The organism is Streptomyces cinereoruber (assembly GCF_009299385.1).
Taxonomy (GTDB): Bacteria; Actinomycetota; Actinomycetes; order Streptomycetales; family Streptomycetaceae; genus Streptomyces; species Streptomyces bikiniensis.
Genome location: NZ_CP023693.1, coordinates 744,199 through 766,186, shown reverse-complemented (window position 1 = coordinate 766,186; position 21,988 = coordinate 744,199). Strand labels below are relative to the sequence as shown.

Annotated in this window: 23 protein-coding genes; 7 read left to right on the top strand and 16 right to left on the bottom strand. The window is 73.6% G+C overall.

The features are described 5' to 3' along the window. The first annotated feature begins 3 nt into the window (after window positions 1-3). Entirely contained in the window at window positions 4-408 is a 405-nt protein-coding gene (locus CP977_RS03490; RefSeq protein WP_062757367.1) for an ATP-binding protein, read from the top strand. Here CP977_RS03490 and CP977_RS03485 read toward each other — a convergent pair. The 9 genes from CP977_RS03485 to CP977_RS03445 all read right to left on the bottom strand — a co-directional run bounded on the left by CP977_RS03485 (window position 384) and on the right by CP977_RS03445 (window position 9,764). Next, window positions 384-752 (bottom strand): STAS domain-containing protein, encoded by a 369-nt coding sequence (locus CP977_RS03485; protein WP_063915220.1) that lies wholly within the window; start codon window positions 750-752, stop codon window positions 384-386. The genes CP977_RS03490 and CP977_RS03485 overlap by 25 nt on opposite strands. Next, window positions 749-1,828 carry a cobalamin B12-binding domain-containing protein gene (locus CP977_RS03480; RefSeq protein WP_152369583.1) on the bottom strand — a complete coding sequence of 360 codons (1,080 nt, stop codon included), beginning with the start codon at window positions 1,826-1,828 and terminating at the stop codon, window positions 749-751. The genes CP977_RS03485 and CP977_RS03480 overlap by 4 nt, the downstream gene beginning before the upstream one ends. Next, entirely contained in the window at window positions 1,825-3,489 is a 1,665-nt protein-coding gene (locus CP977_RS03475; RefSeq protein WP_152369582.1) for a PP2C family protein-serine/threonine phosphatase, read from the bottom strand. The genes CP977_RS03480 and CP977_RS03475 overlap by 4 nt, the downstream gene beginning before the upstream one ends. A gap of 121 nt (window positions 3,490-3,610) precedes the next feature. After that, window positions 3,611-5,251, bottom strand: a complete 1,641-nt coding sequence (locus CP977_RS03470) for a fused response regulator/phosphatase (RefSeq protein WP_104860605.1) — start codon at window positions 5,249-5,251, stop codon at window positions 3,611-3,613. Beyond that, window positions 5,248-7,077, bottom strand: coding sequence for an ATP-binding response regulator (locus CP977_RS03465; RefSeq protein WP_269145158.1), 1,830 nt, complete (start codon window positions 7,075-7,077; stop codon window positions 5,248-5,250). The genes CP977_RS03470 and CP977_RS03465 overlap by 4 nt, the downstream gene beginning before the upstream one ends. Beyond that, the gene (locus tag CP977_RS03460; protein ID WP_152371490.1) at window positions 7,074-8,129 is read right to left on the bottom strand and encodes an ATP-binding SpoIIE family protein phosphatase; all 1,056 of its coding nucleotides are present in this window, start codon (window positions 8,127-8,129) and stop codon (window positions 7,074-7,076) included. The genes CP977_RS03465 and CP977_RS03460 overlap by 4 nt, the downstream gene beginning before the upstream one ends. Then, window positions 8,126-8,548 carry an anti-sigma regulatory factor gene (locus CP977_RS03455; protein WP_062757359.1) on the bottom strand — a complete coding sequence of 141 codons (423 nt, stop codon included), beginning with the start codon at window positions 8,546-8,548 and terminating at the stop codon, window positions 8,126-8,128. The genes CP977_RS03460 and CP977_RS03455 overlap by 4 nt, the downstream gene beginning before the upstream one ends. After that, window positions 8,545-8,922 (bottom strand): STAS domain-containing protein, encoded by a 378-nt coding sequence (locus CP977_RS03450; RefSeq protein WP_062757357.1) that lies wholly within the window; start codon window positions 8,920-8,922, stop codon window positions 8,545-8,547. The genes CP977_RS03455 and CP977_RS03450 overlap by 4 nt, the downstream gene beginning before the upstream one ends. Further along, entirely contained in the window at window positions 8,919-9,764 is an 846-nt protein-coding gene (locus CP977_RS03445; protein ID WP_062757354.1) for an STAS domain-containing protein, read from the bottom strand. Before CP977_RS03445 ends, CP977_RS03450 begins: the two co-directional genes overlap by 4 nt. A gap of 269 nt (window positions 9,765-10,033) precedes the next feature. Between CP977_RS03445 and CP977_RS03440 the strand changes: the two genes are divergently transcribed. From CP977_RS03440 to CP977_RS03420, 5 genes are all read left to right on the top strand, one after another. Next, the gene (locus CP977_RS03440; RefSeq protein ID WP_062757351.1) at window positions 10,034-10,921 is read left to right on the top strand and encodes an SDR family oxidoreductase; all 888 of its coding nucleotides are present in this window, start codon (window positions 10,034-10,036) and stop codon (window positions 10,919-10,921) included. A 93-nt stretch (window positions 10,922-11,014) separates the two neighbouring features. After that, on the top strand, window positions 11,015-11,461 hold the full coding sequence (locus CP977_RS03435; RefSeq protein ID WP_062757349.1) for a hypothetical protein: 447 nt from the start codon (window positions 11,015-11,017) through the stop codon (window positions 11,459-11,461). Window positions 11,462-11,708: 247 nt separating this feature from the next. Beyond that, window positions 11,709-12,188 carry an MSMEG_6728 family protein gene (locus CP977_RS03430; RefSeq protein ID WP_062757347.1) on the top strand — a complete coding sequence of 160 codons (480 nt, stop codon included), beginning with the start codon at window positions 11,709-11,711 and terminating at the stop codon, window positions 12,186-12,188. A gap of 121 nt (window positions 12,189-12,309) precedes the next feature. Continuing rightward, entirely contained in the window at window positions 12,310-13,485 is a 1,176-nt protein-coding gene (locus CP977_RS03425) for a spore photoproduct lyase family protein (protein WP_079131374.1), read from the top strand. Between the two features lie 83 nt (window positions 13,486-13,568). Next, a complete protein-coding gene (locus tag CP977_RS03420) occupies window positions 13,569-13,775 on the top strand; it encodes a hypothetical protein (protein WP_062757345.1) in 207 nt (68 codons plus the stop codon). Window positions 13,776-13,856: 81 nt separating this feature from the next. Here CP977_RS03420 and CP977_RS03415 read toward each other — a convergent pair whose 3' ends face one another. The 3 genes from CP977_RS03415 to CP977_RS03405 all read right to left on the bottom strand — a co-directional run bounded on the left by CP977_RS03415 (window position 13,857) and on the right by CP977_RS03405 (window position 17,253). After that, on the bottom strand, window positions 13,857-14,270 hold the full coding sequence (locus tag CP977_RS03415; RefSeq protein ID WP_062757343.1) for an ATP-binding protein: 414 nt from the start codon (window positions 14,268-14,270) through the stop codon (window positions 13,857-13,859). 147 nt (window positions 14,271-14,417) lie between these two features. Continuing rightward, window positions 14,418-16,607 carry a catalase/peroxidase HPI gene (gene katG / locus CP977_RS03410; protein WP_062757340.1) on the bottom strand — a complete coding sequence of 730 codons (2,190 nt, stop codon included), beginning with the start codon at window positions 16,605-16,607 and terminating at the stop codon, window positions 14,418-14,420. Between the two features lie 283 nt (window positions 16,608-16,890). After that, window positions 16,891-17,253: a DUF952 domain-containing protein gene (locus CP977_RS03405; protein WP_062757338.1), complete on the bottom strand. Its 363-nt coding sequence runs from the start codon at window positions 17,251-17,253 to the stop codon at window positions 16,891-16,893. A gap of 172 nt (window positions 17,254-17,425) precedes the next feature. Here CP977_RS03405 and CP977_RS03400 point away from each other — a divergent pair, with 172 nt between their 5' ends. Then, window positions 17,426-17,725, top strand: a complete 300-nt coding sequence (locus CP977_RS03400) for a DUF1876 domain-containing protein (RefSeq protein ID WP_062757335.1) — start codon at window positions 17,426-17,428, stop codon at window positions 17,723-17,725. Between the two features lie 21 nt (window positions 17,726-17,746). Here CP977_RS03400 and CP977_RS03395 read toward each other — a convergent pair whose 3' ends face one another. The 4 genes from CP977_RS03395 to CP977_RS03380 form a co-directional block, all read right to left on the bottom strand. Continuing rightward, window positions 17,747-18,349: a CBS domain-containing protein gene (locus tag CP977_RS03395; RefSeq protein WP_152369581.1), complete on the bottom strand. Its 603-nt coding sequence runs from the start codon at window positions 18,347-18,349 to the stop codon at window positions 17,747-17,749. Window positions 18,350-18,500: 151 nt separating this feature from the next. Beyond that, the gene (locus CP977_RS03390) at window positions 18,501-20,564 is read right to left on the bottom strand and encodes a galactose-binding domain-containing protein (protein ID WP_152369580.1); all 2,064 of its coding nucleotides are present in this window, start codon (window positions 20,562-20,564) and stop codon (window positions 18,501-18,503) included. 121 nt (window positions 20,565-20,685) lie between these two features. Further along, window positions 20,686-21,279: a TetR/AcrR family transcriptional regulator gene (locus CP977_RS03385; RefSeq protein ID WP_062757327.1), complete on the bottom strand. Its 594-nt coding sequence runs from the start codon at window positions 21,277-21,279 to the stop codon at window positions 20,686-20,688. Window positions 21,280-21,375: 96 nt separating this feature from the next. After that, on the bottom strand, window positions 21,376-21,975 hold the full coding sequence (locus tag CP977_RS03380) for a 3'-5' exonuclease (protein ID WP_152369579.1): 600 nt from the start codon (window positions 21,973-21,975) through the stop codon (window positions 21,376-21,378). Between the last annotated feature and the right edge of the window lie 13 nt (window positions 21,976-21,988).

Genomic DNA, 21,988 nt, shown 5'->3' with positions numbered 1-21,988 from the left:
CCCATGCGGTTCAGCATGGTCTGGGAGACGGCGGACGCGCCGGTCGCGGACTTCCGGCACGCCGCGCGCACCCTGCTAGCCCTGGCGGGACATCCTCCCGGCCACCGGGCGAGCCAGGACGCCCAGCTCGTCGTGACCGAACTGGTCACCAACGCCTACCGGCACGCCCCCGGCCCCGGCGCGCTCCTCCTCGAACTGTCGCCCGGGGGCTCCCTGCTGGACGTCACCGTCCGCGACGGCTCCTCCCGGCCACCGGTCGTCCGGGAACGGGACGCCCGCCGCTCCGGAGGACACGGCCTCCGCCTGGTCGTCCTCCTGTGCGAGCGGCTGCACCACAACGACCTGGGGACGGGCAAGGAGGTCGTCGCCCGGCTCCGCCTGCGTCAGCCCGCCGACCGACCGGACTGAGGGCCCGGCGGCGGGCCGGTGAGGTGGTCCAGGACGTTGGTGATGTGGAGCATGCGCTCCAGGAAGTCCGGGCGGTTGTCCAGATGGAGGGTGGCGCCGAGGGCGCTGGCCCGGCGGTGGACGAGCAGCAGGGCGGACAGGCCCGAGGAGTCGATGTGCGTCAGACCGTCGAAGTCGAGCCGTATGCCCCGCGGCGGCGTCCCGTCACCCGTCAGGTGCTCGGTGACCGCGTCGACCAGTTCGTCGCAGGTGTCGTAGTCGAGGTCCCCGATCACGCGCACGTACAGCGAGCCGGGCTCGCGGGCGAGGCCGAGGACGAACTCGGTGGGGGGGAATCCGTTCATGAGCGGGTGCCGGGGCCGGTACGGAGGGCGTGCGCGCCCAGGGCGGCCGCGCCCCGTTCGATCGAGCGCGTCGCACGGGGGAAGTCACGCAGCTGCTCCGCCAGGACGTCCAGGGCCGCCACGAGGGAGCGGGCGGGGACGCGGCGGGCCCCGAGGACGTCGGCGGTCCAGGTGAGGAACGTGGTGAACAGCTCGGCGTCGTCCACGTAGAGCGAGGTGGCCAGGAAGTCGACGATGTGCGCGATGTCCTCCGCCGTGCGCTCGCGCTGGAGGTCGCCGTACGCGCGCATCGGGGGGAACCGGTCCTCCAGGTCGGCCAGGGTCTGCTTGACCAGCCGGTGCCGGGATCGGACGACCATCGTGTACTCCTGGTCGGCCAGGTGCGGCAGGTCGTCCACGATCTGCCGGCCGGCCGTGGCGCTCGGCCGTGCCACGCCCTCGTCCAGGACCGCGAGCGCGCCGCGGGCGTCGGGCGCCCACCGGTCGGCGCACAGCGTGCGCGCGTACCGGCCGTCGGAGCCGAAGGCGCGGCCGCCCGCCAGAACCGGGACGCCCACGGCCTGGCAGGCGGTGATGGCGGCGTGGGCGGCCGGCAGGTGGGTCGGGATCGATCCGGACAGCAGGACGGCGTCGGGGTTGCTCTGGTGCAGATGGGCGACCAGGTGCGGGGTCGGGGTCTGCGCCCCGAAGTAGTCGACCCGCCAGCCGTGCAGGGAGAGGACCTCCGCGACGAGGCGGGCGGGGAACGCGTGCCACTCGCCGTCGACGCAGCTGACCGTGACGCGGCCCCGGGAAGGCGCGGCGCCACCGCCGATGCGGCGGTGCGCCAGGGAGGCGACGATCCGCTCGTTGATGGCGGTGACGGCGTGTTCCTGGGCCACGGTGATGCGGTCGGCGGCCCACTCGACGCCGACCCGCGCCTGGACCCGCGCGAGCACGTCGAGGAGCAGGGTCTCCTCCGGCACGCCCCCGTCGAGCGCTTCGTGGACGACCGAGGCGGCGGCGGGTTCGTCGCCTTCCACCGCTGCCCTCCACAGCCGTTCCGCCACCGTGTCCGTCGTGGTGGCCTGCCTCACGTGTTCCTCCCGCCGTTCCGGCCGCGTTCTTCGTCCGTGGTGAGCGACGAGGCCCTGGGGGCGGTGATCGCCACGACGGCCATGTCGTCGTGGCGGCCCTCGCGGAGCCACTGGGCGGCCAGCATCTGTATCCGCTCCACGACCGCCTCCGCCTGCATGCCCGCGCACTCGGCCAGGGCCCTCTTCAGGCGTTCCGTACCCAGGAAGTCGTCCCCGAGGGGACCGCCCCGCGCTTCGACGATGCCGTCGGTGTAGAGCAGGCACGTCTCCCCGGGGGCGAGCACGGTCTCCACGGTCCGGGCCTCGACCGCCGGCAGCGCGCCGACCAGGGTGCCGCGGGTGGCGACCTCCTCCACCGTGCCGTCGGCGCGGGCGAGGAGCGGCGGCAGGTGCCCCGCGCTGGTCAGCCGCAGCCGCGTCCGGCCGTCCTGGTTGTGCACGGAGGCGAGGACGAGGGTGGCGAAGCGGGTGTGGTGCGAGGAGAGCAGCGCGCCGTTGAGCAGGTTCAGGACCCGCTGGTGGTCCTCGGCCAGGGGGAGCAGGGCGTGCAGGGTGTTGCGGATCTTGCCGGTCAGGACCGCCGCGTCCAGGCCCTTGCCCGCGACGTCGCCCAGGACGACGAGGGTCTCCCCGGAGGAGTCGGCACTGGGGTGGACGTCGTAGAAGTCCCCGCCGACCCGTTCGTGGTCCTTCGAGGCACGGTAGCCGCCGGCGTACTCGACCCCGCGGACGTGGTGCAGCACCGGCGGCAGCAGTTCGCGCATCAACGTGGTGGTGATGGCCGCCTGCTCGGTGTAGAGGCGGGCCGCGGACAGGGCGGCCCCGGCACGCGCGGCGAACAGGCGTGCGAACACCTCCTCGCTCTCGCTGAAGGCCCGCTCGGTGCCGGAGCGCAGCAGGATGAGCGCCCCGGCGGGCACCCCGTGACCGGGAAGCGGTGTGACGATGACGGAACCGACCGGCGAGGTGAAGCCTTCGGGCACCACCCAGTCGGGGAGGTCGGCGGGGTCGATCCAACGGGCCGGCACGGGCGGGAAGCCCTGCAGGGCCTCGGCGAGACCCGGCACGGCGGAGACGTCGACCTGCCGGAGGGACTGCGTGACGGGTCCGCCCCGACGGGCGAAGGTCAACGGATGGCGCCGGCCCTGGGGCGGCGCCACGAGGACGGCGGCCTCGGCGAGGTGTTCCGCGGCCATCGAGGAGGCCAGTTCCATGCAGCGCCCCACGTTCAGCGTGGACAGCAGCGCACCGGAGACCTCGGCGAGGATCTCGGACCGCGCCCGTACGTCGACCAGGGTCGTCTCGGCGAAGAGGCGGTCGGTCTCGTCGACCAGCCACCACACCACGTCGCCGTCGTCGCCCGTCGTGGGGTGCGCTTCCAGGAGGCGGTCGCGGATGCGCCCGGTCAGCGGCCCGGATCTCGCGTCCGACAGGCCGTCGCAGATGCGCCGGTGGGCGTCCGAAAGCCAGGACGGCACCCGTTCGTGCAGCCAGTCGCCGCTCGCGGCGTCGGGCAGGAGGAGCCGGGCGGCCTCGTTGATCCGCACGAGACCGCCGTGCCGGTCCACGACCAGTACGGGATAGGGAGCCTCGATCCACGCCGCATCGGCCTGGAGGCCGCTGCCGGACGGACGGGCGGGGGAACCGCGGGAAGCAGTCACAAACGGAGGCGCGCGGCGCGCACCTCACCACCTTCCTGCTATGGACGACAGTTGTCCTGGGGCAACCGTCTCGCATTCGACGTCGGGATCGCAACCCGTCGGGCACATGCACATACAAGCCTCACAATGTGAGGGACCGCCCATCGCCTGTCAAACGCACCGCCATCAGGGCGATGTCGTCCTCCCCGTTGGGCGGGAACGCCTCCAGGAGACCGTCGCAGATCCTCTCCACGTCCGCCGGGAGGCCGCCGAGGGCGGATTCGAGGCGTTCCAGGGAGACCTCCAGGTTCTCACGGCGGCGTTCGACCAGACCGTCGGTGGTCATGACGAGGATCGAGCCGGGCGGCGCCGCCACCTCGGTGCTCACCGGGTGGGGGAGGCCTATGCCCAGGAGCGGGCCGTGCTCGTCCAGGGAGCGCACCGACCCGTCGGGAGTGCGCAGCAGCGGCGGCAGGTGGCCGGCATTGGCGATGTGCAGCAGACCGGTGGTCTCGTCGACGAAGACGATGCACAGGGTGAGGGTCAGCCGCGCCCCGACGGCCGCCAGCAGGTGGTCGAGCCGCCCGAGGATGCCGTGCGGCGGATGCCCCTCGATGGCGTAGGCACGCAGCGCGTGGCGCACCTGCCCCATGAGCATGGCCGCGTCGAGGGAGTGGCCCGCGACGTCGCCGACGGCGAGCAGCAGCCCGCCCCGCGTCGGAAGGGCCTCGTAGAAGTCGCCGCCGATCTCCGCGTGGTCGCTGGCGGGCAGATAGCGCACCGCGAGGTCGGCGAGACGCGAGTCGGGCAGCGTCTCGGGCAGGAAGCTCCGCTGGAGGGTCAGCGCCAGGTCGTGCTCCTCGGTGTAGCTCCGCAGGGCCTCCAGGGCGAGCGCGCACGCCTGGGCCAGCTGGGCCAGGAGCTGCTCGTCGTCGGGCGTCGCGACCGCCTCCGCGGGGACCGCGAGGCACACCGGCTGCCGGCCGGGCTTGGCGCGCGCCACGGCCACCGTCAGCCTGCCGCGGGACACGGGGCCGTGCGGGAAGCCGGGCCAGTCGCGGGCGTGGACCGTGGCGAGCCGCGTCCCGGTGCGGTCCCCCAGCCCGTGGTGCGGGGGCAGGTCGCGGGCGTCGAGCCGCACGTCGGCGACGGCGTCCGGGGAGGCCTGCCCGCCCGTGCCGGCGCAGGCCGCCGAGGCCGGCTCCCCGTGCGGGGAGATGATCGCCGCCACGGCGGGCGCCCCCAGGACGATGGACGCGCCCCGGGCGGCCGCCCGGGCGACCCCGGCGGCACTGTCCGCGCTGTAGAGGAGCAGCGTCGCCTCGTTCAGGTGCAGCAGGCGGTCCGCGAGGCGCTCGGCCCGGCGGCGCGCCCGCGCGTAGCGCAGGGTGGCCGTGACGGTGGCGAGGAGCTCGTCCGGGGCGATGGGCTCCGTGAGGTAGGCGTCCGCGCCCCGGTTGAGCCCCTGGGTGCGGTCGTCGACGGTGATGGCGGACGCCGAGACGTGCAGGACGGGGAGGGCCGCCGTCGCCGGGTCGGCCTTGATGCGCTCGCAGACCTCGAAGCCGGTCATGTCGGGCAGCCGCACGTCGACGACGGCCACCTCCGGCAGGGCGTCGGCGTCCTTGAGCAGCGCGAGTGCCCCGGTGCCGTCCTCCGCCTCCACGACGGTGTGGCCCGCGCGGGACAGAGTGGTCCGCAGGACGTAGCGGTTGGTCGGGTTGTCGTCCACGACCAGGACGCGCGCGGGCGAGTGGTCGGACGGGTGCCGGCCTGCGATCACGGCGTGGCTCCTCCGGACGTGTGCCGTCCGCCGGTCTCCGCCGGCGGGGTGGGATCGGGCCCGGCCGGGTCGAGGGCCAGGGCCAGGGCGATGCGCTCGGGCGTCAGGTGCGTCTTGCCCAGGACGGCCCGCGCGTGGGTGAGCCGGGAGCGGTCCACGTCGCCGGGGTCGGTCGAGGTCAGGACCACGACCGGGATGTGCGCGGTCTCCGGGTCGCGGGCCAGGACCTGGAGGAGCACGTACCCGTCGGGGGCCGGCATCGCCAGGTCGATCAGGACCGCGTCGGGCCGCTCCGCGCGGATGACGTCGACGGCCCGCGAGCTGACCGACACCTCCGTCACCTTCCGCGCGACCCGGCCCAGGACCGGCCGGAGCAGCTCGACGAACGTCGGGTCGTCGTCCACGACGACCAGCGACCCCACCCGCGCGCCGCCGGCGCCCCCCGGCTGCGCGCCCGGGGAGGAGAGGTCGTGGCAGGCCGGGATCTCGACCCGTACCGAGGTCCCGGCGCCCGGCTCGCTGGTCAGGGTGAGGACGCCGCCCAGCAGACTGGTCAGCCTGCGGGCGTAGGGCAGGCCCAGGCCGGTGCCCGGCTGTCCCCGCTGATGGGTGCCCAGGACCTGGTAGAACTCCTCGAAGACGCGGTCCTGCTGGTCGGAGGGGATCCCGATGCCCGTGTCGGTGGTGGTGAAGACGAACCAGGGACGCCCGGCCCGCTCCTCGGCCGTGACCGTGAGGCGGACCTCGCCGGCCGTGGTGAACTTCAGGCCGTTGGACAGCACGTTGCGCAGGATCCGGGTGAGCATGACCTCGTCGGTGACCAGCTCCGGCACGTCCTCGACGTCGGGGATGTCGAGCCGCACCCCGTCGCGGGCCATGCCCCGCAGCGTCCCGCGCAGCTGGTGCAGCAGGGTCCGCGGATCGGTGGGGACCAGATGGGGTTCGAGGCGCCCCGACTCGGCCTTGGCCACGTCCAGGAGCTCTTCGACCAGGGCCAGGAGCGTACTGCCGGAGCCGGCGATGAGGGACATCTGCTGGCGCTGCTCCTCGGTCAGCGGGTCGGCGCCGGGCGCGAGCAGCAGACGGGCGAGCGCGATGACCGAGTTGACCGGGGCCCGCAGCTCGTGGCTCACGTTGGCCCAGAACCGGGTCTTGGCCTCGCTCGCCAGCCGCAGCTGCCGGGTCTTGTCCTCCAGCTCGGCGTAGAGGGCCACCACGCCCGTGTTCGTCTCCTCCAGCTCCGCGGACAGCTCGCTGTAGAGGGCGACCACCCCCTGGTTGGTCTCCTCCAGTTCGGCGTTCAGCCGCTGCAGCTCCTCCTGCTGGGCCCTGGACTCCTCCAGCGCCCGGAGGAGCTGGCGGTTCTGGGTCCGCAGCTCCTCGGCCATGCTGAGGTCGCCCGAGTCGCGGAGCGCCGCGCGGGCGCGTTCCGCCCGCTGCCCCGGACCCTCCTGGGAGGCGGGCAGCCGCTGACCGGCCGTCAACGCGTGCCCCTCGGACGACGCCTCGTACGCGCAGTGGTCCAGGAGCCGCTCGGCCGCGGCGAGCGCCTCCCGGCCGGGGACGCGGGGCCCGCTCCAGGTGAAGCGGGCCCGGAACAGCTCGGGTTCCCGGAGGGGACTCGCCACGTGCAGGTCCACTTGGAGCCCCGGGGCGCCCAGGAGATCACGTCCCACCTCGCTCAGTACCGTCACCACTCGCACCAGTTCGTGGCCCTCCAACCCCAGGGCCCGACACACCAACTGCCCCCGCCTGCGCAGCTCGAACCCGTCCCGTTCGACGGCCAGCGGAAGGACGCAGAGGCCGTCGACGTGCGTCCGGCTCACCCGCGGGCCGCCCGGACGACGACGACACCGGCGTCGTCGCGGCGCACCCCGGCCTGCCCGAGGAGCTGGGCCGCGACGACGGCCGGCCGCCGGGTGAACAGACCGGGGAAGTCGGCCGGCGACCAGCGGTCGCTCAGGCCGTCGGAGTGCAGGACGAGGACCGCGTCACGGTCCAGGGGGGTCCGGAAGAGGCGGAGCGCGGGCAGCTGGTGACCCACGATCCCGGGAAGGGAGAGGAGGGTGCTCCGCCGGTCGCCGCCGACGACGAAGGCGCTGATGTTGCCGACCCCGCAGTGCTCGACGGTCCCCCGGGAGAAATCGGCCCGGGCGACCGTGATCGCCGCGCCCCGGCTGCCCCGCAGCTCCGCGTGGAGGGCCCGCACGACGTCCTGGGGGCTCCCGTGGGGGCCCGCCCGGAAGGCGGCCCGGGCCCGCTCGCCGGCGAGCGCCGCCAGCGGACCGTGCCCCAGCCCGTCGCACATCATCACCGTGACCGCCCGCGCGCCGTCGGGACCGTGCTCGGTGCGCGCGGCCCAGGTGTCCCCGCAGACCTCCTCGCCGCTGATCGGACGGGTCAGACCGGCGACCTCGGGTTCGTCGGTCCCGGCGAACGGGTCGGTGCCGTCCCCCGCCCAGAACCGCGCGAGCAGGGCCGTACCGCGGCCGGGCAGGGAGTGGACGTCGAAGACGCCGGCGAACCGCGCGATCGCCCCCATGCCCACGCCCAGGGTGCCGCTGCCGGACACGCCGTCCGTGAGCGCGCTGCCCACGTCGGCCATGCCCGGACCGCTGTCCACGGAGAGGAGTTCGAGGGCGGCCCGGCCCCGGAGGGTGACGACCCGCAGGGCCAGGGCGCCGTCCCGGGCGTGCTTCTCCAGATTGGTGGCCGCCTCGGTCACGGCGAGCTCGATCTCCGCCACCCGGTCCGTGGGCATGCCGACGCGCCGGGCCAGCCGCGCCGCCTCCCGCCGGGCGGCCGCGGCGACGGCCACGTCGAGGCGCAGCCACACGACGTCCTCGGCCTCGACCTCGTAGCCGGACACCGGGTTCACCGCGCCCACTTCAGCACCGTCACCGTGGTTCCGGCGCCGGGCGCCGAGTCCAGCTCGAACTCGTCGACCAGTCGCCGTGCGCCGCTGAGCCCCAGACCCATGCCGCTGCCCGACGTCCAGCCGTCGGTCAGGGCCTGCTCGATGTCCGGGATGCCGGGGCCGGTGTCCGAGAAGCTCACCCGGACGCCGACGCGCGCCATGTCGCGGACGATGACCGCGTCCGCCGTGCCGCCCCCTCCGTAGATGAGGGTGTTGCGGCCCAGCTCGCTGGCCGCCGTGACCAGCTTGGTCTGGTTGACCAGGGACAGACCGGCCTGCTGGGCGAGGACGCGCACGGTCTGGCGGGCCTTGACGACGTCGCCGCTGGACCGGATCGCCACTTCCTCGCGGGAGGCCTCGTCGGCCGGATACTCCTTCACGGGCGCGCCGGAGGGGTGTCCTGCGCCCGGCGCAGATAGCCCAGTCCGAGTTCGAGGTTGAGCGCCGTGCGGACGCCGCCCAGCGACAGGCCGAGCTCCACCAGCGTCATGGCGACGGCCGGGCGCATGCCGACGACGACCGTCTCCGCGCCGAGGACGCGGGAGATGGCGGCCGTGGTCGCCAGCATCCGTCCGACGAACGAGTCGACGATCTCCAGCGCCGAGATGTCGATGACCACGCCGCGGGCGCCGGTCGCGACGATCTGCTGGGACAGGTCGTCCTGGAGGTCGAGGACCATCTGGTCCTCCAGGTCCACCTGGATCGAGACCAGGAGGATGTCACCGATCTTCAGGACCGGTACGCGGTCGCTCACAGCAGGCCCGCCGGACGGGCCGCGGCGGCCTTGTCGATCTCCACCAGGGCGTGGCGCAGGGCGTCGGCCAGGGTCGCCTTCGTGGGGATGTCGCCGAACTCGATGCCCAGGGCGACGATGGTCTGCGCGATCTGGGGCCGGATGCCGGAGATGGTGCACTCCGCGCCCATCATCCGCGCCGCGACGACGGTCTTGAGGAGGTGCTGCGCGACCTGCGTGTCGACGGCCGGCACACCGGTGATGTCGATGATGGCGTGCGCGGAGTTGGAGTCCACCAGGGCCTGGAGCAGCTTCTCCATGACCACCTGGGTGCGCGCGGAGTCGAGCGTGCCGACCAGCGGCACGCCCACCACCCCGTCCCACAGCTTCACCACGGGCGTGGACAGTTCGAGCAGCTGCTGGGACTGCGCGGAGATGATCTCCTCGCGGGTCCGGGCGTACTCCTCCACCGTGAACAGGCCCAGGTCGTCGAGCAGCCGGGAGAACTGGAGGTAGGCGCGCACGTCCTCGACGGACCCGCCGAGGAAGGACTCCAGGACCTCCTTGAGCGCGAAGACGCTCACGGCGGTCTCGGTCGGGGTGAAGCCCTGCCGGGCCCGGGTGCGCGACAGCTCGACGAGGAGGCTGCGCACGACGGCGAAGTGCTCGCCGCGCCCGGCGAGGCCGCCCTTCGACACGGCGTCCAGGATCGCGTCGTAGAGCTCGCCCAGTTCCCGGCCGAGTTCCGCGCTGCTGACGCGCCCGCGCAACGAGGCTCCGACGGTCTGCTCCCACTGCGCCACCAGTTCGGACTGCCGCGTGGTCAGCAGTTCCAGCAAACGCTTCGAGTCCTCGTTGTCCATGACCCTTCCCCTCACCTGTACTGACGTTCGAAACCGGTTCCGACGATACGTCACCGGTCGGGGGTGTCGGTCACGCGCCTCCCGGCGCTCACGCCCCTGGCGACGCGTGCCCCCGATCCGCGTCTTCACACCTGCGCGGAGGAAATCGGGACGGTGCGGCATTCGGCGCAGTCGGAGAGCGGTCCGCAGGGCCCGGTGGTGCCATGGGGGCGTGCCCGCGACCGGCGGGGAGGAGAACCGGGAAGAATCCGGCCACCGCTTGGAGGAACATGTCGCGCGACAACCCCCTGCGGGGGCGGACGGCGGTCGTGACGGGCGCGGCACGCGGCCTGGGAGCCGGTCTCGCCAGGGAACTGGCGGGCCGGGGCATGCGCATCGCCCTGCTCGGCCGGGAGCGAGAGACCCTGGAACGGGTGGCCCGGGAGCTGCCCCCGGGGAGCCGGTGCTACGAGGTCGACGTGACGGACGACGACCTCATGGAGCGGACGGCCCACCGGCTGGCGCGCGACCTGGGGGAGCCCTCCGTCGTGATCGCCAACGCGGGCGTCGCCGAGGGCGGCCCGTTCGTCGCCTCCGATCCGAGGACGTGGAACCGCGTCGTCGAGGTCAACCTCATGGGCAGCGCGACCACGGCCAGGGTGTTCCTGCCCGGCCTGCTCGCCTCGCGGGGGTACTTCCTCCAGGTGGCCTCGACCGCCGCCTTCGGGTCGGCCCCCATGATGAGCGCCTACTGCGCCTCGAAGGCGGGGGCCGAGTCGTTCGCCCGGTCGCTGCGCGCGGAGTGCGCCCACCGGGGCGTCGCGGTCGGCATCGCGTACCTGCACTGGACGGACACCGACATGGTGCGGGACGTGGACGCCCACGACGTCCTGCGCGAGCTCCGCGCCCACATGCCGCGCCCCGCGCGCAGGGTGTACCCCGTGGAGAAGGTGGCGTCCTGGCTGGCCGAGGCGGTCCGCCGCCGCTCCGCCACCGTCTACGCGCCCCCCTGGCTGCGCCTCGTGCAGCCCGTCCGCCCCCTCCTGCCCGCGCTCGTGGCGTGGTCCTCGGCGAGGACCCTGCCCCGTCTGGAGGAGGAGGGCGCCCTGCGCCCCACGGGGCTGCTCGGACCCGGCGGCCTCGCGGCCGGGGAGGGGCCGGACCGTGGCGGCCGTTGACCCGCGCCCCCGCCGCCCGGCGGGTTGACCCGGCCGGACCACATGGGACCCGGTCGGGTGTGCCCCTCCCGGACCGGGGGCAGAGGGGGGTACATGACCAACGATGATGATCACCGGGGCCGCCGCGTGCGGCCCGAGAACGTCGACGACCTCACGGTGGAGGCGCTGGGCTCGCTCTCCAAGGCCCTGGAGACCACCGAGCGGGCCCGCGGCCACCTGTACTCCTTCCACCAGCTCACCGGCACCGCCGACCTGGAGCTGGACAGGGCGGTGGCGCTGCTCGGACGGGCCGGCCACGAGGAGTGGGCCGCGCTCGTCGAACGGGAGGTCCTCGGCCGCAACGTCATCCCGGGACACTGGACGTTCCAGGTGGTCGAGTCCTACGACCGGACGTACTACGAGCCGTTCAAGAAGGTCGAACGCGACGCCGTCGAGGCCCTCGCCGGGGGCCGCCCCCACCTCTACGAGGCGGAGATGAAGGAGCGGCGGCGCACGCACGGCCACCGCGACCACACCGCGACCCCCGAGGAGACGCCCTAGGGCGTCTCCGGCGCCTTCCCCGCGCCACCGGTCCCGTCCCGGCGTCATGGGCGTCGACCTCTTCGCAGGCGTCCCCGTGAGGACCGCGGGGGCCGGCCCCGCCGACCGCGAGACCCGGGCGAACGACGTGCGCAGGGTGACGTACGGGGGCCGGGGACGGGGGCCGGATCGGGCTCGGGGAGGCTCCGCTCCGATCACGCCCCCGCGATCCGGAGGCGGCGAGCCGGAGAACGGGTAAGGCTGTTCCGTGCAGACATTTCTCCCCTATGCCGGATTCGCGGACTCGGCCGCCGTGCTCGACCCGAAGCGGCTGGGCAAGCAGCGCGTCGAGGCCCTCCAGGTCCTCCGGGGACTCACCGTCCCCGGGTACGGCTGGCGCCGGCACCCCGCGGTGCGGATGTGGGCCGGTTACGAGGAGGCCCTGGTGCGCTACGGCCTCGACGTCTGCGGCGTCTGGACGGCCGGGGGCCGTTCCGACACCTGCGCCGCCACCCTCACGCGCGACTACCTCGCCCTGGCCCCCGGAGGAGGGGTGAGGGAGCAGGACGAGCTCGCGGCGGCCGGCGAGCTGCCACCCTGGCTCGGCGACCCCGCGTTCCACCGCAGTCACCGGTCCGCGCTGGTGCGCAAGGCCCCGGAGGTCTACCGCGACCTCTTCCCGGGAGTGCCCGACGACCTCCCCTACGTCTGGCCCGCGTCGGACCGCGGCGGGTCCGCCCCCTCCTGAGCCGCCGCGTGCGGCCCTCCGGCGGACCGGTTCCCTACACTGGAGGACGCCGCGGCAGAGATCCGGCCGCCGACAGCGCCCGCCCCGGCGGCGCGTGTCGGCCCAGCGCAGCGGAGTGGACATGCGAAGGCGTTCCGAAGGACCGGGGGAGGGGGCCGAGGGTCTGTTCGACGTGGGCGAGCTCGCGGCCGCCCCCGCCGGAGAGACGCACGACCGGCCGTTCCGCGACGGGGAGCGGGCGCGCCGCATGCTCGACGTGGCGGAGATCCACGCCGAGCCCGCCGCCGCGGACTCCCTGCGGGGGCGGCAGATCATCGCGCGCTTCCCCGAAGCCCGGATCGTGGAGACGGAGTCCCACTGGCGCGTCCCGCACCTGCACGGCAACGCCGGGAACGTGGAGCGCTGGGTGAGGATCAAGCGCGACACCCTGGTCCTCGGGGAGCGGAAGTCCTTCGTCGTCCGGCCCAACGGCCGCTCCGCCGACTGGATCGCCCCCGGCCTCTCCAACGGCTGCGCCATGGCCTGCGCGTACTGTTACGTCCCGCGCCGCAAGGGCTTCGCCAATCCCGTCACCGTCTTCACCAACGTGGACCGCGTCCTGGCCGCCCTGGGCCGACACGTCGCCGCCGCCGGACCGAAGCGGGAACCCAACCAGTGCGACGACCGGGCCTGGGTCTACGACATCGGGGAGAACGGCGACTGCTCGGTCGACGACCTGATCAGCGACAACACCGCCGACCTGGTCCGGGCCTTCCGCCGGTGGCCCACCGCCAAGGCGTCCTTCGCCACCAAGTTCGTCAACCCGGACCTGCTGCGGCTCGACCCGCGGGGCCGCACGCGGATCCGCTTCTCCGTGATGCCGCCGGACGACTCCAGACTCCTCGACGTCCGGACGAGCCCGGTCCCGGACCGCCTGGCCGCGGCCGCCGACTTCCTGGACGCCGGGTACGAGGTCCACTTCAACCTCTCCCCGGTGGTGATCCGTCCGGGCTGGGAACGGGCATGGGACGAATTGCTCCGCGCCATGGACGACGTGCTCCCCCGCAGGGTGAAGGACCAGGCCGCGGCGGAGGTCATCACGCTGACGCACAACGAGGACCTCCACGAGGTCAACCTCGGATGGCACCCCCGTGCCGAGGAGGTCCTGTGGCGCCCGGACCTCCAGCAGCCGAAGCGTTCCGAGAACGGCGCGCGAAACGTGCGCTACCGCACGGGCACCAAGGCGTCCGCCGTCGAGTCGCTGCGCCGCCTGATCGAGGCGCGCGCCCCGTGGCTGCGGGTGCGGTACGCCTTCTGAGCGTGACCGGAGAGGAGCGAACGGGGCATTCGGGGGCACACGGACGAGAACGGCCGACGGTCGGCCGGACAGGAGGCGCAGCCATGGCACAGGCATCCCGACCCGTTCCGGCGGCGGACGAGGTCCGCGCGGCCCTGGAGGACGTGTCGGACCCCACCGCGAGGGCCGTGGTCCTGGCCCTGCTGGCGGTCCGCGACGAGCTGAGGGCCGTGTCCGAGCGCACGGGCCGGGTGGACGCGCGGATGAAGCAGATGAACCAGTACCTCGGGGCCCTCGCCAACAAGCCCTGAGCGGAGGGCGGACGGGGGCCGCGCGCGAGGCGCGGCCCCCGAACGTCCCCTACCGCCTACTACCTACCGGCTGCCGGCCGGTTACTCGTCGTCGGCCGGGGGGAGGGCCGGGCGGAAGCACGCCGTGACCGTCTTGCCGTGCCGCTGGCAGCGCATGCTCCACTCGTCCGCGAGGGCCCGCACGATGTTCACGCCCCGCCCCGAGACCGCCCCCTCCTCCGCGACACGGGGGCGGGGCAGCGTCGGGTCCTCGTCGTGGACGCTGATGTGGAGGCAGTCGCCGTCCCACGTGAGCACGAGCTGCGCGTCGCTGTGCGCGTGGACGTGCGCGTTGGTGAGCAGCTCGGAGACGGCCAGGACGACGGAGTCCACCGTCTCCGGCTCCCGCGCGGTCCACGGGAGGGAGGCCAGGTGCCGCCGCGTCCACTGCCGGCCGGCCTGCACGCCCCCGGACACGGGAAACGAGTGCGCCCACCCCATCGCCTTGACCGTCACGCTCTTCACTCCTTCGCTGGCCGCCCGCGTCGTCCGTACGGGACCCGGATACCCGGCAATCGCCCCGGCAGACACGGCACCCCCCGCGGCCCCGCCCCGGCCGGCCTCTCGACGGCCGTGGCGGGACGGGAAGGGGGCGGGGACGGCTCAGGCGAGGTCGAACCGGTCGAGGTTCATCACCTTGTCCCAGGCCGCCACGAAGTCGCGCACGAACTTCTCGCCCGCGTCCTGGGAGGCGTACACCTCCGCGAGGGCGCGGAGCTGGGAGTGCGCGCCGAAGACGAGGTCGACGGGCGTGGCGGTCCACTTGAGCTCGCCCGTCGCGCGGTCGCGGCCCTCGAAGACGTTCTCCTCCGTGGCCGACGTCTTCCACTCCGTGCCGATGTCGAGCAGGTTGACGAAGAAGTCGGTGGTCAGCGCCTCGGGCCGGCGGGTGAAGCGGCCGTGCGGGGACCCCGCGAAGCCGGTGTCCAGGACCCGCATGCCGCCGACGAGCGCCGTCATCTCGGGCGCGGTCAGCGTCAGCAGGTTGGCGCGGTCGAGGAGGTGGGTCTCCGGCGACAGCTTCTCGCCGGCCCGCAGGTAGTTGCGGAAGCCGTCCGCCTTGGGTTCGAGCACGGCGAACGTCTCCACGTCCGTCTGCTCCTGCGAGGCGTCCGTACGCCCCGGGGCGAAGGGGACCGTGACGTCGTGCCCGGCGTTCCGCGCGGCCTGCTCGACGGCCGCGCAGCCGCCCAGGACGATCAGGTCGGCGAGCGAGATCCGCTTCCCGCCGCTCTGCCCGCCGTTGAACTCCTCCCGGATCCGCTCCAGGGCCTCCACGGTCCCGGTCACCTCGGGCAGGGCGTTGACCTCCCAGTCCTTCTGCGGCGCGAGCCGGATTCGCGCCCCGTTGGCCCCGCCGCGCTTGTCGGTGCCGCGGAAGCTCGCCGCCGCCGCCCACGCGGTGGTGACCAGCTGGGGCAGGGACAGGCCCGAGTCGAGGATCCGGCGCTTGAGGGAGGCGACGTCCTCGTCCGAGACCAGTTCGTGGTCGACCGCGGGGACGGGGTCCTGCCACAGCTGCGGCTCGGGGATCCAGGGGCCCAGGTAGCGGGAGAGGGGGCCCATGTCACGGTGCAGCAGCTTGTACCAGGCCTTGGCGAACGCCTCCGCGAGCTGGTCCGGGTTCTCGTGGAAGCGCTTCGTGATCGGCCCGTAGACCGGGTCCAGCCTCAGCGCGAGGTCCGTCGTCAGCATGATCGGGGCGTGCTTCTTCGACGGGTCGTGGGCGTCGGGCACGGTGTCCTTCGCCGACGGGTCCGTGGGCGTCCACTGCTTCGCGCCGGCCGGGCTCGTCGTCAGCTCCCACTCGTACCCGTACAGGTTGTCCAGGAAGCCGTTGTCCCACTTCGTCGGCCGGGAGGTCCAGGCGCCCTCCAGGCCGCTGGTGAGCGCGTCGGCGCCCACGCCGGTGCCGTGCGTGTTCCGCCAGCCGAGGGCCTGCTGCTCGAAGGGGGCGGCCTCGGGCTCCGGGCCGATGTACGAGGGGTCGACCGCGCCGTGGCACTTGCCGAACGTGTGGCCGCCGACGATGAGCGCCGCCGTCTCCTCGTCGTTCATCGCCATCCGGCCGAACGTCTCCCGGATGTCCCGGGCTGCGGCCAGCGGGTCGGGGTTCCCGTTGGGGCCTTCGGGATTGACGTAGATCAGGCCCATCTGCACGGCGCCGAACGGGCCGGTGAGTTCCCTGTCGCCGCTGTAGCGCTCGTCCCCGAGCCAGGTGTCCTCGGGGCCCCAGAAGATCTCCTCCGGCTCCCAGATGTCCTCCCGCCCGAAGGCGAATCCGAACGTCTCGAACCCCATGGACTCCATGGCGCAGTTGCCGGCGAAGACGAGGAGGTCGGCCCAGGAGATCTTCCGGCCGTACTTCTGCTTGACCGGCCAGAGCAGCCGGCGCGCCTTGTCGAGGCTCGCGTTGTCCGGCCAGCTGTTGAGGGGCGCGAAGCGCTGGGCGCCGGAGCCGCCGCCGCCCCGGCCGTCGGCGATGCGGTACGTGCCGGCGGCGTGCCAGCTCATCCGGATGAAGAGCGGCCCGTAGTGGCCGTAGTCGGCGGGCCACCAGTCCTGCGAGGCCGTCATCACCTCGAAGACGTCCCGCTTCAGCGCGTCGAGGTCCAGGGTCGCGAACTCCGCCGCGTAGTCGAAGTCCTCTCCCATCGGATCGGACAGGGGCGAGTGCTGGTGGAGGACCTGGAGGTCCAGTTGGTTGGGCCACCAGTCCCGGTTGGTCCGGGGCCGGGTCGGCGCCGGGGTGGGGGCGGGGATTGCCGGGTTCTCGCTTTCGCTGCCGGACACGTCCGTCCTTCTTCCTGTGTCGGTGTTCTTGCGTCGAGCACTGCGACCCGCGCCCGTCACGCGCCGTGGCGCCCGCCGGCCGGAATCGCCCGACCGGGCCCACGAGGCGGGGGAGCTTGTGTCGGCGTCCGTATGCTCGCGCACCACGGGCCGCAGGGCTGAGAGAACACGCAGGGCGTCCGCGCTTTACACGTCATCACACCGGACCCGGCGTCGGGGAGAGCGGAAAGGGCCCTCACGGGAAAGGGGCCTCCGTCATTCCCGTGGCGTCATTCCCCTGGCGTTACTCCCACGGCGTCGTTCCCGTGGCCCGGCCGTCCTCGTCCCAGGTGATCTCCAGGACCCGTTCGACGGCCTCGCGGTCGAGCGGCCCGAACACGTGCGGGAAGAGGGTCCCGTCGGGGACCCCCGGCGGCGGGGCGGGAACGGCCGCCTCCCGTTCCGTCCGGGCGGACAGCCGGCCCTCGTCGAGGACGAGCGCCAGGAGGGGCCTGGGGGAGGCGCGGTAGAAGGCGTTGACGACGGCGAGGGCGGTCGCCTCGTCGGGCGCGCAGTGGACGAAACCCTCCTCGGCCAGGGACGCGGGCGCGTACGGCCGCTCGGGCCGGGCGGACCATTCTGCGAGGGGGACGACGTGGTAGATCATGCTCCGGTTATACCGGCCTCCGCCCGGCCGGGCCGCGAGGTCGTCGGCCACGGCGGTCGGACGGGACCGTCCCCGTGCGCCACGGCCCCCGCCGGTGGGATCCTGGAACCATCGGAAGGGGCCGCGCGCCGGTGCACACGGCCCGCCGCCCGACGGTGCGAGGAGGCAGACCATGACCCGCACTCTGGAGTGGACGGTCGGTGTGGAGCTGGTCGAGGACGGCGGTACGACCCGGGCCGAGGCCCGGCTGAGCACCGGGACCTCGACGCTCACGGGCCACGGCTCCGCCCGCTGCAACCCGACGGACACGGACGTGCCGGCGATCGGCGACGAGCTGGCCGCGAGCCGGGCGATGAAGGACCTGGCGGGCAAGCTGATGCGGGAGGCCGACCGCGAGATGGAGGCCGCGGGCGCCGGGACCGTGCCGCAGCACACCGGCCCCGGCTACGGCTGGCCGGAGGCCGTCTCCTGACGGACGACGGGGCCGGGCCCCTCAGGCCCCGCCGCCCTCCGCCTCGTACGTCAGCCTGTCCACGACCTCCACGACCCCGTCCACCGTCTCGCACAGCCGGACCAGGATCGGGCCGATCCCCGGCCGCTCCAGCGCGCCGCTCAGCGTCACCCGGCCCTCGTCCACGTCGATGTGCACGGCGGCGGGGGAGAGGCGCAGGATCCGGACGACCACGTCCTCGCGGATCTCCTCCTGGATGGAGCGGTCCCTGCGCAGGAACAGCTGGAGCAGGTCGCTCCGGCTCAGCACCCCGATCAGCCGCCCGTCCGCGTCCACGACCGGCAGCCGCTTCACCCGGTGCCGCTCCATCCGCCGGGCGGCCTCGACCGCCGTCCACGACGGCCGGGCCGTGACGACCGGGCTCGTCATCATGGCCTCCGCCGTGCTCGGCCCGTCCTTCGCCGTGTGCCGCCGCAGCAGGTCCGCCTCGGAGACGACGCCCACCGGCCTGTTCTCGTCGTCCACCACCGGGACCGCGGTGATGCCGTACTCGTCGAGGAGCCGCGCGATCTCCTTGAACGGCGTCCCGCGCTGCACCGCGACCGCGGTGGGCGTCATCAGGTCCGCGACACTGCGGTGCCTCATCGTCCGTTCCGTCCCTTCTGCGTTCCGGATTCCATGATCCCGCACCGGGGGCCACGACGGAGCGAGGGGGTGGGAAGCGGGGACGCGGCAGAGGCCGGCCGGACCGTCTCCCGGTCCGGCCGGCCTCACCCGTACGGGGTCCCCGTCGCCCTCAGGCCCGGTGGACGGCCACCTCGTGGAGCGAGTACCCCCACTTCGTCGCCCGCTGCTCGCCGTGGATCCGTACGTAGCGGGCCGACCGCGACGGGAACTCGGCCGTGTCGTACCCGCCGTCCCCTGTGGTCGTGGACCACACCGTCCGCCAGTCCGTACCGTTCTCCGACAGCTCGATCCGGTACCGGCTCGCGTACGCGCGCTCCCAGTCCAGGACGACCCTCCCGACCGGGCGGACCGACCCGAGGTCCACCCGCAGCCACTGGTCGTCCGACCAGCCGCTGGCCCAGCGGGTGCCCGTGTCGCCGTCGAAGGCCCGGCCCGGCGCGTAGCCGGTGAACGGGTTCCACTCCGAGGAACTGGCCGACGCGGGCGCGCCCGCCGCCAGGTTCGCGCCCGGCTCGTGGTCCTCGGTCGCCTTCCACGTGGTCAGGTACGACTCCGCGCCCGAGGCCAGCTCGTCCACGACGCCCGGACCGCCGGCGGTGAGCCGGATCTGCTCGATCCAGTCGGGGACCATGCCGTGGTGCGCGGCGCCGTCGGTGTTGAGGTCCCAGACGCGCTGCCCGGTGACCTGGCGGTCGAGCACCGAGCCGCCGTCGAAGCTGCGGAAGGGGTACGTCACGGCGTTCGGCGCGCCGGTGCCGACCGGGCCCGGCCAGCCGCCGACGCCGTTCATGTCGGTGCCGTAGCCGAGGCCGACCCCGTACTCCGCCCGCAGCGCGGCCTTCTGCCCCGCCTCGCCGACGAAGCCCTCCGCGCCGTGCATGTACTGGGCGACGAAACCGCCCAGGCGGTAGAGCCGCTCGGTCCAGTCGAGGTCCATCCAGCTGTGGCTGGACAGGACGCCCGGGTACTCCTCGGACTCCAGGATGTCCAGCGCCCGGCCCGCGGCCTTGACGCTCATGTGGTCCAGCTCCAGCATCATCCCGCGGTCGATCATGCCCCGCAGGGCGTACTCGCCGAGCCGGGTCAGCCCGCGGGTGTTGCACTTGGCGTCGGAGGCGTACGAGGGGACGCTCACGCCCGGCGGCAGCTTCGACGCCATCACCGGGGCCGCCGCGAGGCCGATCGGGTTGTCGTGCTGCGGTCCCGCGCACTTCTCCGTGGTCCAGAAGGTGCCGGTCGACAGGAACTGGCCGATGTTGACCGCCGTGCCGACGGCGCCCTCGTCGAAGCGGACGCCGCACAGCGCGTTGTCGAACTTGTGGCACAGGAACATGCTGCGCACCCCGAGGCCGTACAGCTCGTCCAGGCCCCGGTCGATGTCGGCCTTGTCGCACTGGGCGACGTCGAGGATCTGCTTGCAGCCGAACGGCTCCGAGGTCTCCACGCCGAGGACGACGGCGAGCTTGCCCTGCTCGACCACCGAGCGGGCCTGGGCGGCGTCGGTGACGATCCGGAACCAGCCCTTGCCCGGGCCGCCGTACATCCGGTCGACGTAGTCCTGGAGTTCGTACGTCTTGCGGGCCTGGAGGCGGATCGAGTCCATCTCGTCGCAGCTCCGGTCGCGGGGCAGGATCGAGCAGATCAGGCCGTTGGTCACCAGGTCGTTGACGAGGACGCGCTGTCCGCCGCGCCAGGCGCGCTCGACCCAGGCGTAGTAGTTCTGCTGGTGGGTGAGGGAGTTGTGGGCCGGCCAGTCCTTGAACGTGGGCCAGCCGACCGGGTCGTGGTGGCCGTCGGCGCCGCCCGTGATGTTCTCGAACAGGGCGCCGGAGCCGTCGGGGTAGTGCTCGGGGCAGTCCTTGAGCGCGTCGGCCGCGCCGGCCTCGGAGAACGTGCGGCCGCAGATCAGCCGCCCGCCGAAGCCCTCGTCGGACATCAGGTGGTTGTGCGCGTCGACGAACCCGCGCACCTTCCCCCGGGCGTCGGTGCCGGTGAACGGCGCGCCCGTGACGTTGATCTGCGAGTCGGCGGCGGGACGGGACACGGGCTCCCACCACGGGCCGCCCGCGGCGGCGGGGACCGGGGCGGAGCCGAAGAGGACGGCGGCCAGGGCGAGGACGAGCGCCAGGAGGGCGGATCCGCCGCCCCTCCCGCGCGAGAGGGGACGAGTCATGGGCAGCGAGCCTCCGGTCGGTGGGGGAGTACCGGGCGTGCCGAGGATCGCGGTGCCGAAGGACCGAGTCAAGGGTCCGGGACGGATGACCTACTCACGGGTGAGGGCGGCCGTGCACTCCTCAACCCTCCATCAGGGACACGAGTTGATCGGCCATCAGGTCGAGGTGGCCGTCCGCCGCGTCCTTGTCGCCGAGGACGAGGAACTGGAGTGTGAGGCCGTCGATCGCCGCCGCCAGGTACCGCGCGACCACCTCCACCGGCACCTTCGGCGCGATCCCCCGCACCGCCCCCACCCGCTCGACCAGGTCGGCCGCCGACGCCACGTACTGCTCGTACTGGGCCCGCGCCAGGTGCTCGAACCCGGGCTCGCGCAGCGCGTACTGGGTCAGGTCGTAGGTCAGCATGTGCTCGCCGGGATGGGCGGTGACGTGGTCCCAGTACGTCCGGAGCGCGCCCCGTACGGTCTCGCGCAGGGTCGCGCCCGGCTCCACCGCCGACATCACCCGCGCCACGTAGTTGTCGGTGATCGTCTCGATCGCCGCTTCGAGGAGCGCCTGCTTGGACTCGAAGCAGTAGTGGAAGACGCTCAGCGACACCCCCGCCTCGGCGCAGATCGACCGGGTGGTGGTCCGGGCGACCCCGTCCCTGGTCATCGCCCTGATCGCCGCCTCGACCAGCTGCCTGCGTCGTTCGGCCGAAGACATCCGCGCCATGGTTCCTCCTCGCGTCCGGCGCCAGGGTAACCGCAGCCCCCGGCGCCGTGATCGCCCCGGCCCGCTCCTCCGGCCCGTACCCGGGGATCCCGTTCCTCAGGCCGCGCGACCGGGGCCCGGGTCCTCCGGCCAGGCGCCCCGTCCGGCGATCCGCAGCACCAGGGCGGCGATGTTCCACGCGTCGTCCTCGCCCCGGTGGTGGCGTCCCTCCAGGGGCAGTCCGGCGACCTCCAGGGCCTGCGCCATGCCGGGGCGCCGGGAGAGCCCGTACGCCTCGGTGAAGACCGCCTTCGCGTTGGTGTGCCACCGCCCGAAGGGATACGGGACGCCGGCGGCCCGGCACTGGTGGGTGAACTGCTTGCGGTCGTAGTCGCCCCAGCTGGCCCAGGGCCGTCTCCCGGCCTCGTACGTGGCGGCGAGCAGCCGGCAGGCGGCGGCGAAGTCCAGGCCGGTGTCGACCTCCGCCTGGGTGAGGCCGGTCAGTTCGGTGCAGAACGCGCTGACCCGCGAGCGCGCCGGGCGGACCAGGATCCCGTGGCGGGAGATCCGCTCCCGCGCGTCCAGGTCGACCACGGTCAGCCCGATCTCGATGATCTCGCTCACCTGGCCGGGCGGGCGCTCGCCCTCCCAGCAGGTCGCCTCGACGTCGACGACGTTGACCAGTCTTCCGTGTCCCTCGTGCCCCCCGTGCTCCATGCGGACGAGCGTA